The organism is Pseudomonas cichorii, from assembly GCF_018343775.1.
Classification (GTDB): Bacteria; Pseudomonadota; Gammaproteobacteria; order Pseudomonadales; family Pseudomonadaceae; genus Aquipseudomonas; species Aquipseudomonas cichorii.
Genome location: NZ_CP074349.1, coordinates 4,751,180 through 4,763,864, shown reverse-complemented (window position 1 = coordinate 4,763,864; position 12,685 = coordinate 4,751,180). Strand labels below are relative to the sequence as shown.

At 60.4% G+C, this 12,685-nt stretch carries 10 protein-coding genes and 1 riboswitch; of the genes, 2 read left to right on the top strand and 8 right to left on the bottom strand.

Annotated elements, in window-relative coordinates:
- Window positions 1-52: 52 nt before the first annotated feature.
- The 7 genes from atzF to KGD89_RS20265 all read right to left on the bottom strand — a co-directional run bounded on the left by atzF (window position 53) and on the right by KGD89_RS20265 (window position 9,665).
- Entirely contained in the window at window positions 53-1,867 is a 1,815-nt protein-coding gene (atzF, locus tag KGD89_RS20295) for an allophanate hydrolase (protein WP_025261598.1), read from the bottom strand.
- Window positions 1,868-1,903: 36 nt separating this feature from the next.
- Window positions 1,904-5,506 carry an urea carboxylase gene (gene uca / locus KGD89_RS20290; RefSeq protein WP_025261597.1) on the bottom strand — a complete coding sequence of 1,201 codons (3,603 nt, stop codon included), beginning with the start codon at window positions 5,504-5,506 and terminating at the stop codon, window positions 1,904-1,906.
- Between the two features lie 114 nt (window positions 5,507-5,620).
- The gene (locus tag KGD89_RS20285; protein ID WP_025261596.1) at window positions 5,621-6,235 is read right to left on the bottom strand and encodes an urea amidolyase associated protein UAAP2; all 615 of its coding nucleotides are present in this window, start codon (window positions 6,233-6,235) and stop codon (window positions 5,621-5,623) included.
- A 12-nt stretch (window positions 6,236-6,247) separates the two neighbouring features.
- On the bottom strand, window positions 6,248-6,973 hold the full coding sequence (locus KGD89_RS20280) for an urea amidolyase associated protein UAAP1 (protein ID WP_025261595.1): 726 nt from the start codon (window positions 6,971-6,973) through the stop codon (window positions 6,248-6,250).
- A gap of 14 nt (window positions 6,974-6,987) precedes the next feature.
- Window positions 6,988-7,752 carry an ABC transporter ATP-binding protein gene (locus KGD89_RS20275; RefSeq protein ID WP_025261594.1) on the bottom strand — a complete coding sequence of 255 codons (765 nt, stop codon included), beginning with the start codon at window positions 7,750-7,752 and terminating at the stop codon, window positions 6,988-6,990.
- On the bottom strand, window positions 7,749-8,564 hold the full coding sequence (locus KGD89_RS20270) for an ABC transporter permease (RefSeq protein WP_025261593.1): 816 nt from the start codon (window positions 8,562-8,564) through the stop codon (window positions 7,749-7,751). The genes KGD89_RS20275 and KGD89_RS20270 overlap by 4 nt, the downstream gene beginning before the upstream one ends.
- Before the next feature lie 27 nt (window positions 8,565-8,591).
- Entirely contained in the window at window positions 8,592-9,665 is a 1,074-nt protein-coding gene (locus KGD89_RS20265) for a putative urea ABC transporter substrate-binding protein (RefSeq protein ID WP_025261592.1), read from the bottom strand.
- A gap of 62 nt (window positions 9,666-9,727) precedes the next feature.
- A riboswitch (guanidine-I (ykkC/yxkD leader) is annotated at window positions 9,728-9,830 on the bottom strand.
- 481 nt (window positions 9,831-10,311) lie between these two features.
- On the opposite strand from KGD89_RS20265, the gene KGD89_RS20260 reads away from it, so the two are divergent.
- A complete protein-coding gene (locus KGD89_RS20260; RefSeq protein WP_025261591.1) occupies window positions 10,312-10,653 on the top strand; it encodes a hypothetical protein in 342 nt (113 codons plus the stop codon).
- 67 nt (window positions 10,654-10,720) lie between these two features.
- Here KGD89_RS20260 and KGD89_RS20255 read toward each other — a convergent pair whose 3' ends face one another.
- Window positions 10,721-11,827, bottom strand: coding sequence for an enoyl-CoA hydratase/isomerase family protein (locus tag KGD89_RS20255; RefSeq protein WP_025261590.1), 1,107 nt, complete (start codon window positions 11,825-11,827; stop codon window positions 10,721-10,723).
- A 132-nt stretch (window positions 11,828-11,959) separates the two neighbouring features.
- On the opposite strand from KGD89_RS20255, the gene ung reads away from it, so the two are divergent.
- Window positions 11,960-12,652 carry a uracil-DNA glycosylase gene (gene ung / locus KGD89_RS20250; protein WP_025261589.1) on the top strand — a complete coding sequence of 231 codons (693 nt, stop codon included), beginning with the start codon at window positions 11,960-11,962 and terminating at the stop codon, window positions 12,650-12,652.
- Window positions 12,653-12,685: the final 33 nt, after the last annotated feature.

Genomic DNA, 12,685 nt, shown 5'->3' with positions numbered 1-12,685 from the left:
CCGCTTACTATGTCACTGCCAAGGCTGCGCAGTTGCCTATCTATTTATAGGTTCAGCGCTGCTGCAGATAAGCACGCCAGCCGCCCAGATGGCTGATATCGGTCGCGCCTTCAAGGCCATAAGGTTCGCAGATAAAGCCGCTTTCCCAGCGTCCATCGGCCAGTTGCACCTTGCCCAGCCCCAGCGGTGCGGGAATGCCGGTCAGGAATGAACCCAGCTCACGGCTCGGCAGTTCCCAGACTTCCACTTCTATCGCCACGCCATCTTGCGCTACACGCAACATGCCCGGACGAAACGGCGGGCCGCCTGCCAGAGCATATAACTGATAGTCGGGCGAGCTTTGTGTCACTTCCAGCAAGCGTGCACCGCGCTGCTTGAGTTGCCCGTTCAGTGCCAGGCCGTCCAGATGGGCTCCACAGACCACAAGGCGGCTCATGTCATTGCGGGCGGCGGACTTGGGTTGAGGCAGATCTGGAATGTGGCCACCGATCAGTGGCAGTGCGGTCTGGCGTTGCAAGGCGTCGGCGATGCTTAGCAGGTATTGATCTGTAAAGGCCCGACCAAACAGCGTCACGCCCCAGGGCAGGCTGTTGTTCATGACGGCGCTGGGCACTGCAACGGCTGCGTAATCCAGCAGGTTGACGAAGTTGGTGTAGTAACCCAGCTCCGAGTTACGCAACACCGGTTCTGCTTCCAGTTCTGCCGAGGTGACCGGGCGACCGATGCTGGGCGTGACCACGAAGTCCAGGTCTTCAAGCGCCTTGTCGCAGATTGCCTTGAGTGCCTGCAAACGATAGTGCGCCCGGAACGTATCGACACCCGTGACCGCAGGTGCCTTGTCCAGTACAGCGCGGATAACGGGCAGCACGGCGTCGGGAACTTCCTGCATCAATTGCCCGGCCACGCTGTAGCGTTCGGCGACCCATGGGCCTTCATACAGCAGACGCGCCGCTTCCAGGAAGGGCGAAAGATCCAGGGTGACAGCTTCACCGCCCAGTGCTTTCAGATGAGCGAGCGCTGCCTCGAACAACTGCGGTCCTTCGGCACACCCGAAAAACTCCAGGTCTTCGGCACGTGGCACGCCGAAACGGAAAGCGCGGGGCGCGCCGAAGGCCGAAGCGTCGTTCCACAACGGGTTTCGGCGGCTGTATTCGTCGCGAGGGTCCAGCCTGGCCACCAGCCCCAGCAACTGGCTGGCTTCCCTTGCTGTGGCCGTGAAGGTGGTGACGCAATCCAGCGTACGGCAGGCCGGCACCACGCCAGCCGTGGAGATCAGCCCTTTACTGGCTTTCATGCCGACCAGATTGTTCAGCGCAGCAGGCACCCGGCCCGAGCCTGCGGTGTCGGTGCCCAGCGAGAAGCTGCTGACACCCAATGCCACGGCCAGTGACGAACCGGAGCTCGACCCGCCGGACGGGTACTCCTTGAGTACGCTGTTGGGGCATGCGCCATAGGGTGAACGGCTGCCGTTCAGGCCGGTGGCGAACTGATCGAGGTTGGTCTTGCCCATGGGCACGGCACCCAGGGCGATCAGTTGCTCGACAATGGTTGCCGAACGTTGTGGCACATACGCATAGGACGGGCAGGCTGCGGTAGTAGCAATGCCTGCCAGGTCGATATTGTCCTTGATCGAAAACGGGATGCCGTACAGCGGCAGGTCTTTGATATCGCGGTTTTCCAGTGCAGCGAGGTAAGGCTCCAGTTCTGCCGGGCTGAGCAAGTGGATGTACAGATGAAAGTCAGGATTCAGCGCGGCGGCCTTTTCATGGAGGGCCAGGATCAGTTGCCGGGGTGTCAGTCTGCCGGCCTGGTACGCGTCACGCAGGGTATCCAGTTGCAGGTCGCTTGGGAGTGCGTTGTGGTTCATGGCGAATTCCGTCGAAAGAGTTAAAGACACAAGGTTTCAGTCCGTTTCCAGAACGACCACACGTTGCCCGGCTCGCACCGCCGAGCCAGGTTGCACCCGCACATCGCGAACAATGCCGCTCACGGGAGCCAGCAGCGGGATTTCCATTTTCATGGACTCCAGAATCACCAGCACATCTCCTGCCGAAACTCGCTCACCTGGCTGGACCTGCACTTGCCAGAGGTTGCCGGCGATATGGCTGTCGACCCCTTGCTGGCCGGTTTCGAGCGCGGGTTCATCGGTGAGCGGGGCCGCACTTTCCTCACTCTCGAAATTGGCTTGCCCGCTGGCGATCCAGCGCTCGCGTTCGGCCTGGAAAGCAGCTTGCTGCTGGCCGCGAAAGGCGGCGATGCCCTCGGCTTCCTTGGCTAGAAACGCTTGATAGTCGGCCAGGTTCAGGGTGCTGTGTTCGATCTCCAGCGGGTAACGGCCCAGCGGGAAATCCCGGCGGATGCGCAGTAACTCATCGGCACTGACCGGGTAAAAACGGATCTGGTCGAAGAAGCGCAGCAGCCAGGGCTTGCCGTCAAAGGCGGCGACTTCGCGATAGCGGTTCCACATCTGCAACGTACGGCCCACGAACTGATAACCGCCGGGGCCTTCCATGCCGTACACGCACATGTAGGCCCCGCCGATGCCCACCGAGTTTTCGGCGGTCCAGGTACGTGCCGGGTTGTACTTGGTGGTGACCAGGCGATGACGCGGGTCCAGAGGTGTTGCCACAGGTGCGCCGAGATAGACGTCGCCCAGGCCCATGACCAGATAGCTGGCGTCGAACACCGTGCGTTGCACTTCATCCAGATTGGGCAGGTCATTGATGCGCCGGATGAACTCCAGATTGCTCGGGCACCAGGGCGCGTCCTTGCGCACGGTGGTCATGTATTTCTCGATTGCCAACTGACAGGCCGGATCGTCCCAGGACAAGGGCAGATGCACGATGCGCGACGGGACTTGCAGGTCCTGGGTGGCGCAGACGGCATCCCATTCACCGGCGACGATATCCAGCAGTGTTGTGAGAGGCAGTTGTTCGGGGTGGTAATGCACTTGCAGGGAGCGAATGCCCGGTGTCAGATCGATCACGCCCGGCAGTGCCTTGCTTTCCAGTGCCTGCATCAAGGCGTGCCCGCGGAATCGCAGCACCAGATCCAGTTCGGGAGCCCCGATTTCCAGCAACACATGGGTGTCGCCTGATAGCCGGGCGACCAGTCGTTTGTCGTCCTGACCAATATCCAGCACAACCGGGTTCTGTAGGAGTGGATTCATCCGCGAAGGGGGTGTGTCTGGACCATTGCTTTCGCGACTGAAGTCGCTCCTACGGATTAGGGCGCGGGCTGTTTCCAGGCTGACCGGGCTGAAACGCACTTTATCTCCGGCCTTGAGCTGCCCCAACTGCCACAGATCCGCTTCGATGATGGTCACCGGGCAGACGAATCCACCAAGACTCGGGCCGTCGGGGCCGAGGATGACAGGCATGTCGCCGGTAAAATCCACCGCGCCGATGGCGTAGGGATTGTCATGGATATTGGAAGGGTGCAAACCCGCTTCGCCACCATCGGCGCGCACCCATTCCGGCTTTGGTCCTATCAGGCGCACGCCGGTTCGGCTGGAGTTGAAATGCACTTCCCAGTCGGTGGCAAAGAACGTATTGATGTAACCCTCGGTGAAATACTCCGGCGCACCATGCGGCCCATAAATCACGCGAATCTGACGCACATCTGCCAGGGGCTCGATCTGTTCATCCGGCACACGCTGCCCGGCGCTGCGATCAGCAAGGGCCGTGATATGCAGCACATCACCAGCGCGCAATGCCCGTCCACCATGCCCGCCGAACTGGCCGAGGGTGAAGGTGCTTTTGCTGCCCAGATAGTCCGGCACATCCAGCCCGCCGCGTACGCACAGGTAACTGCGTGCCCCGGCACCGGCAATGGTGCCCAGCGCCAGGGTCGAACCTGCAGCAACCAGCAGCGCCGTATTCATGTTTTGCGATTCACCATCAAGGGTGATCGGGATCAGCGCGCCGGTAATGGCCACCACCGCATCGGTATTGAACCGTAGCAGCGGGCCGCTCATGGTGATTTCCAGTGCCGCGCAACCTTCGGCATTACCCAGCAGGCGATTGCCCTGGCGCAAGGCCCGGCTGTCCATCGGCCCTGAAGGCGGTACACCAACGGCCCAGTAACCGAGACGGCCCGGATAGTCCTGCACAGTGGTCTGGGTGCCGCCGCTGAGCACTTCAAAGGTGTCGGCGTGATAGATCAGGTTTTCCAGGCAACGGGTCCACGGCTGGCCGCTGGCAAAGGGCGCATCGACGATGATCTGCTGTAAATAGCCGCGGTTGGTTTCCACGCCATACAGGCGCGTGTTGCTCAAGGCTTCGGCCAATGCGTCACTGGCTTGCTGACGATCGGGTGCCCAACTGATGAGCTTGGCGATCATCGGATCGAAAAACGGCGGAATCTCACAACCGGCTTCAACCCAGGTATCGATGCGCAGGCTTTTGCCATCGGCTGCCGGAAAGTCCACGGCGGTCAGCAGGCCGGGGCAGGGCTGGAAGTCGCGTCCCGGATCTTCGGCATACAGCCGCGCCTGAATGGCATGGCCGCTCGGCTTCAGCGTGGCTTGCAACTGGCTGAGCGGCGGCAGATCACCGGCCGCCAGTTGCACCATCCAGCCGACCAGATCGACACCCCACACTTGCTCGGTAACGCCATGCTCGACCTGAAGGCGGGTATTCACTTCCAGAAAGTAGAAACGCTGATCTTCGCTGTCGAAGACAAACTCTACGGTCCCCGCGCTGCGATAGTTGACCGCCTTGGCCAGCTTGATGGCCGCCGCGCAGAGTTCTTCGGCCATGCCATCCGGCAGGTTCGGGGCCGGGGTTTCTTCCAGGACTTTCTGGTTACGGCGCTGCACCGAGCAATCGCGCACGCCAAGGGCCAGCACTTCGCCCTGGCCGTCACCGAAAACCTGCACTTCAAGGTGACGAGCACGCTGGATGTATTTTTCGATAAATACGCCGGCATCGCTGAAGTTGTTCTGGCCCAGGCGTTTTACTGCCTCAAAGGATTCGGCCAGTTCGTCGGCGCTCCGGCATACGCGCATGCCGATCCCGCCACCGCCAGCGGTGCTTTTGAGCATTACCGGGTAGCCGATGCCACGTGCCGCCGTGAGTGCCGACTCAAGGCTGTCGAGCAGCTCGGTGCCTTCGAGCATCGGTACGCCATGCTGTTTGGCCAAGGCTCGCGCCGTGTGCTTCAGGCCGAAGACGCGCAGTTGTTCTGGCGTCGGGCCGACGAAGGCGATGCCGGCTTCTTCGCAGGCCTGGGCGAACGCCGCGTTTTCCGAAAGAAAACCGTAGCCGGGATGAATCGCTTTGGCACCACTGCTTTGGGCAATGGCGAGAATCTTGTCTACCGCCAGATAAGTACCTGCCGCGCCGCCTTCACCCAGGCTGTAGGCTTCGTCGGCCTGCATCAGGTGCAGGCTGGCGGCATCGGCTTCGGAATAGACCGCAACACCTTTGACCTTCAAGGTGCGCAGGGTTCGCAGGATGCGGCAGGCAATGGCGCCGCGGTTGGCGATCAGCAGTTTGTCGAACATGGCATAAACCCCGGAAACCCAGATTCGCTCGGTTTCGTAATGGGAAGCGGGCCGTCCCGCTATGGGTCGTTGCGCACAACGGTCGTCCGTTGTGGAGGGCTCGATTTTCTGGATTCAGTCGCGAATCAGCAGCCGGGCCGGAGTCGGGTTGTAGCCGTTGCAGGGGTTGTTCAGTTGCGGGCAGTTGGAGATCAGCACGATCACATCCATCTCGGCGCGCAGCTCGACGTACTTGCCGGGCGCGGAAATGCCGTCCTCGAAAGTCAGGCCACCCTCGGCGGTCACCGGGACATTCATGAAGAAATTGATGTTCGGGCCGATGTCGCCTTTGCCCAGGCGACCGTCATGGGCGCAGGCACGCAGGTAGTTGTCCCGGCAACTGTGCATGTGCAGTTTGTCCAGGGCATAGCGCACGGTATTGCTTTCCTGGGCGCAGGCCCCGCCAAGGGTGTCATGACGTCCGCAGGTATCGTCGACGATGGTCAGCATCGGCTGGCCGAGGTTGGAATACAGCACGCTGCCGGTGGTCAGGTACACGCTGTTCTGGCGACGCAAGGTGCGTTGTACGTCATAGCGCTCGCGTGGGTTGGCCAGGCTGTAGAACAGGGTATCGACGGCCTGATTGCCTTCCAGGTCGAGAATGCGCACGGTCTGTCCGGCCTTGACCTCGGCCAGAAACGGCTCGCCAGCAGGGATGGTGGCGTCGCAGCAATGTTGAGTTGAATGCATGGCAAGGCCTCCTCAGGCGAACAGACGGTCGGTGTTTATAAAGCCACGCTCGTTTTCCGGGCGCGACGTGCGGCAGTGTTCGGCCACGCTGGCGTCGGCTTTCATCCAGCTCAGCTTCACAGGCTGCGGGGCGTACTTGGGGGTGGGGTCCATAGGGTGTTGCAGGGCAGTGAGGACCACCAGGGTGTCCATCGGCGCATACAGCTCGATGTAGTCGCCAGCTTTCGAGTTGTCCGGCACGAAATGCAGGCTGCCAGCCTCGTCCACATTGACCCTGCTGAACAGGTTCAGGGTCATCAGCAGGTCGGACAGGCCCAACCCCCATTTGCCCAGCTCTACCAGCAGGTTGTCGACGCCATTGCGGAAGAAACCATTGCGCAGTTCCTGATAGCGGCCCATGCCGTATTTCTCTTCGACTTCCGCCGCGTTGAGTACGCCGCCGAGGCTGTCGCTCCAGCCGCAGGTGTCAGCAGTGATCGCTGCCAGCACACGACCCATGTCCGAGTACAGGCAGTGGCCGCTGGTGAGCTTGGCGGTGTGTTGGCACTTGAGGCTGTCGGGCAGGTTCAGGCGTTCGGTCTTTTCATGGGCATTGAGCAGCGTCAGGCTGACATTGGCATTGCCGTTCAGGTCTGTAAGGCGTAGCAGCTCGCCGCGCTTGAGCACGAATGAGCGATGGGCTCCGCCAGGCAGAAGTTCTTCGGCGAACACGGGAAAGAGGGTGGTTGAGTCAGTCATGAGTCGGGCTCCTTTCAAGCCGTTTGCAGCGAGTCGAGGGCCGCGCGTGCAGCACGGCGGTCGCTGTTCAAGGGGATGTCGTAAGTGATGCGTGCGCCATAGGCGCCGGGGGCGTGCGGGTCTTGGCGCACCTTGTCGAACACCATCAGGCGGGTGCCGAGGTTGAAGCCTTCGGACAGGTCGTGGGTGACCATGAACACGGTCAGCTTCGTTTCCTGCCACAGCTCCAGCAGCAGGTTGTGCATGTCCTTGCGAATGCCGGGGTCCAGCGCGCCGAACGGCTCGTCCAGCAGCAGGACACGAGGCTTCATGATCAACGCCTGAGCAATGGCCAGCCGTTGTTGCATGCCGCCGGACAGTTGGGTCGGGTATTTGTCCAGCGCGTGGCCCAGCCCGACTTTGTGCAGCAGCACGGCCGCCTGTTCCCGGGCATCGCGCTTGGCCTGGCCGAACAAGCGTCCGAGCAAAGGTGCGTTCGGCAGTTCCAGACCCAGCGCTACGTTGTCCAGCACGCTCAGGTGCGGGAACACCGAGTAGCGCTGGAAGACCACGCCACGGCTTGGATCCGGCTCGCTGGCCAGAGCCTTGCCGTCCATAGTGATAGAGCCACGACTGGGGATTTCCTGGCCCAGCAGCAGGCGCAGAAAAGTGGACTTGCCACAGCCCGAGGCTCCGACCAGGGTGCAGAACTCACCCTCGGCCACGTCCAGGTTCAAGCCTTCGAGTACCACCTGATCGTCGTATTGCTGCCAGACATTGCGTACACAAATGAAGCTCATCCTCGTGCTCCTTCATACCAGGGGAATGCACGGCGGGTCAGTGCTTTCAGGCCCCAGTCCATCAGCCAGGCGAGCAGAGTGATCCAGACCACGTAAGGCAGAATCACGTCCATGGCCAGATAGCGGCGCACCAGGAAAATCCGGTAGCCCAGCCCGTCAGTGGACGCGATGGCTTCGGCCGCGATCAGGAACAGCCAGGCAGATCCCAGTACCAGCCGCAAGGCGATCAACAGGCGTGGCAGCAGTTGCGGCAGGATCACCCTCAGGATCAGCGTCCAGGTCGAGGCGCCGAGGGTTTGCGCTTTGATCAGCAATTCCACGGGGATTTCCCGTGCGCGCTGTTCCAGATCCCGGGCCAGGATCGGCGTGATGCCGATAACAATCAGCATCACTTTCGATAACTCTCCCAGCCCGAAAACAATGAACAGAATCGGTAGAATCGCCAGCGGCGGCACCATCGACAACACTGTCAGTAACGGCGAGAGTGGCGCGCCGAAGAGCGGCAGAATGCCCGACGCAATCCCCAGGCACAGGCCCAGCAAGGCGCTGACTCCCAGCCCGATGGCCAGCCGTTGCAGGCTGGAACCGGTGTCCTGCCAAAGCAGGTAGCTGCCGGTGCGCGCGTCCTCGGTGAAGGCCATACGCTTGACCGCATCGGCCATCTGCACCGCGCTGGGCAGCAGTTTGTCGTTGGGGTTTTCCATCAGCCGCGTCGCCGAGCCTGTGAAATAGGCGAACAGCAGCAGGGCGAATGGCAGGATCACCAGAATCAGGCGACCTGCCCGATCCGGATGTCGATTTATCAAGCGCATGGCAATGACCTTTGGACTGGGTGCGTTTTACAGCTTGTTGTCGACGGCCATCTGCACGTAGCTGGGGTCGAAGTGCAGCTTGAGGTTGGCCTTGTCGCCTTCAGTCACGCCATTGGCGAACGACATGCCCACGGCGCCTGCATCTCGGGCACCTTCGCCCAGCAAGCCATGATCGAAGGAGAAACTGGCGACCTTGCGCATGGTGTCTGGCAGTTGCGCGCTGGTGGCGAACGTCAGTGCTTCCTGTGGCGTGGCAAACAGCCGGGTGGTGTCGAGCTGCGACTGGAAGCCCGCCAGGTCGGTGCCCGACGCCTTGGCCATGTGCTCCAGTGCCGCCTTGCTGGCCGCCGACTTGGCGTTCATCAGGGCAACCACTTCAAACCATGCGCCGGTCAGAGCTTTGCCCAGGGCCGGGTTGTCTTTCAGGGTCTGGGTGTTGACCACCATCATGTCCATGATTTCGCCAGGGATCTTGCTCGAATCGAAGACTTGCGTGACGCCGGGCCTGGCCTTGATATCCGAAAGCATCGGGTTCCAGGTGGTGACGGCTTTCACTTCATCGGTGTTGAAGGCTGCCGAGATATCGGCGTCCGAGGTGTTGACCACCTTGAGGTCTTTTTCGGTGAGGTTTGCGCTGTCCAGCGCACGGGCCAGCAGGTAGTGGGAAACCGACAGCTCGACCAGATTGACGTCCATGCCTTTGAGGTCGGCGACGGTCTTGCCTTCGCCCTTGATCACGATGCCGTCATTGCCGTTTGAAAAGTCGCTGACGATCAGCGCTGTGCTTTCAACGCCTCCGGCAGCCGGAATGGTCAGGGCATCCATGTTGGTCATGGTGCAGCCGTCGAACTGACCGGCGGTGTACTGATTGATCGATTCGACGTAATCGTTGAGCTGGGTGATATCGATCTTGATGCCGTATTTCTTCGCCCATTTGTCGACGATGCCTTGAGTGCCGGCGTATTCCCACGGCATCCAGCCCGCGTAAATGGTCCAGCAGACGTTGAAGTGATCTTTGGGGGCGGCTTGTGCCGAGAGGCTCAATGCAGCGATGAGGCCTGCTGCGAGCAGACCGGACAGGCGGGACTTGGGCTTGTGCATGCTGAATAAACCTCCAGTAGTGAAAGGGGCGGCCAGGAGCAACTCGACACCACTGGTGTCCTGTCTCCCGGGCTTTTATCCCGCCGTGTAACCTCTACTGGAGGTCGCCAACTCTCGGACCAGCCACTTACCTGTCGGCAAGCCGGAACCCTAGTCGGCTATTGCAAATTGTGGTGCCGCGAAGCTGTGTTGACTCCTGCACATCAATCGTTAAGCGAGAGTTGTGCCAACTTGCTACAAGCCTTGTTTCTCCATGGGTGTTGGAAAAAGGACACGATTTTCCTGCCCGGGATTGCCTTGTGCTGGTGCGGGTTTGCACCGTGATGAGGCGTCCGGGGTTGAAATGTTTTGTAGCATCTTTGTGCCGAAGGGGTGCGGGGCCCCGTGGCCTTGTTTATCAAGGGCTTGCGAGCCATTTTGCTACTATCTGATGGGACGGGTGGACAGGGGGAGTCTCGCACTAGATGGCCTTTTTGCTGTCTGATTAATCGTCTGCTGACCCAATGTGCAGACGCCGACCAGCGTCGCTGGTTGTGCCCAATCGCGGTCCAAGGAGGCCGCCATGTATCGAAGACCCTTGCTCATCGCTTTTCTGGCTCTGTTCATGACAGGTTGCTATGCAGGTCCTGGTTACTACGAATCCGAGGTGTACACACAACCGACGACGGTCGTCGCTGGAGGGTATGCTTATGACAACGGTTACCGCTCTTCCTATTATCAGGAGCGGCGCATTTATGTAGCGCCTCAGCCACGCTATTACTACAGCCAGCCACCGCGTTATTACGCGCCACCGCCTCAGCCGCGCTACTACGGTCCTCCACCGCAACCGCGCTATTACAACCCCGGTCGGCCACCGGGCCACGGATGGCGTGACAACAGGTTCCGTGGCAATGACGGTTACCGGAACAACTACCGTAACGACTATCGCAATGACTACCGCGGAGGCGGCCGGTCATGGGATCGAGGCCGGGGTGATGGCCGTTATTGATTGCTAACCCCCCAGGAGCGAATTCATTCGCGAATGAATTCGCTCCTGCCTGGCGATACCTGGATAGTTATGACAAATCCGCCAGCGGATGCCTTCCCTCCCAAGCCTTTGAGAAGTGAGCATCAATCACTGCTCTCGGTATCCTGGCCACATCTTGCCAGTGCCAATGTGGCGCGTGGTCCTTGTCGATCAGTCGCGCCCGCACACCTTCGTTGAACTCCGGATGACTGCAGCAGTTGAGGCTCATGGCGTATTCCATCTGGAACACCTGGGCCAGTGACAGATACCTGCCTCGACGGATCTGTTCCCAGATCAGATGAGCGGTCAACGGGCAGCCCTCCAGTAGGTTTTTCGCGCAATGAGCCAGCAGCGCGTCGTCCTGATGTTGCAGATGTCCGATGGCATTCCAGGCACCGGGCAGATTCCCGACATCCAGTAATTCATCGATCTGTTCCCTGCGCGGCAGCCACTGGGCGGCTGGCAAGCGGGGGAGGGCTTCCTGTTGCAGGGCCTTGAGCAGGCTGTTGAGCTGTACGTCGGTCTGTTCCTGCCAGTTCAGTTGCAGCAGGCTTTCGATCAGCACGTCTTGCTGTTCGTCGAGCAGGAAACGATCGGCCAGGTCCAGATCCAGCGCGTCACGGCCATTGATGTGAGCGCCGGTCAGTCCCAGAAACAGGCCCAGCTTCCCTGGCAGTTGAGACAGAAACCAGCTGGCACCTACATCCGGATACAGGCCGATGCTGATTTCGGGCATCGCCAGACGGCTGCTCGGGGTTACGATGCGAATGCTGGCACCTTGCAGCAATCCCATGCCGCCCCCCAGAACATAGCCATGGCCCCAGCAAATCAAGGGTTTGGGGTAGGTGTGGAGGCTGTAGTCCAGGCGATATTCCGCCGCAAAGAAGCTGGCCGCCAGAGGTGGCACGGTGCCCGGAGCCTCGCGACAGGCTTCGGCCAGTGAGCGCACCTCGCCGCCGGCACAAAAGGCTTTCGGCCCGTTGCCGCGCAGCAGGACGCACACGATCTGCGGGTCGTCTGCCCAGGCCGCGAGCTTGTCCTGAAGGGCTAGAATCATTGGCAGCGACAGGGCATTGAGCGATGTTTCGGCATCCAGGCTGGCGATGCCGATCCGGGCGCCATCTTGCCCGTGCAGCTCTTCAAATTGCAGATTCATCATGACTCTCTCGTAGGCAGTTACAAACGACGTTCTGCCATCCAGTGTAGAAAACTGCTGGTTTGCTGCTGCGCATTTGACATTGGCAGCCAGCTTTCCTAGTGTCGCGCAGTGTTTTTACCGGGTATGACCATGACAAGCGATGACCGTATCAAACTTGAGCCCAGCTGGAAGCAGGCGCTGCGCGATGAGTTTGAAAAACCTTACATGTCGCAACTGCGTGAGTTCCTGCGCCAGGAACATGTCGAAGGCAAGGAAATCTATCCGCCGGGGCCGCTGATCTTCAATGCGCTCAACTCGACGCCGCTGGATCAGGTGAAAGTCGTGATTCTCGGCCAGGACCCGTATCACGGCCCGGGTCAGGCCCATGGCTTGTGTTTTTCGGTACAACCCGGCGTGCCTGCGCCGCCTTCGCTGGTGAATATCTTCAAGGAGTTGAAGCGCGACTTGAACATTGATATCCCCAACCACGGCTGCCTGCAAGCCTGGGCCGATCAGGGCGTGCTGATGCTCAACACCACCCTGACTGTGCAGCGGGCCAATGCGGCTTCTCATGCTGGCAAGGGCTGGCAGCATTTCACCGACAAGGTCATCGAAGTCGTCAGCGCCCATCAGCCGAATCTGGTCTTCCTGTTGTGGGGTTCCCATGCGCAGAGCAAGCAGAAGCTGGTGGACGCCACCAAGCATCTGGTACTGACTTCGGTTCACCCGTCGCCGTTGTCGGCCTATAAAGGCTTCCTGGGTAACGGGCATTTTGGTCGCGCCAACAAGTATCTGGAGCAGAATGGGCTGGCGCCGATTGATTGGAGGCTGTCGGATATTTGAGTAGGGAAGGCCGCAAGCCTCAAGTCAAAAGCT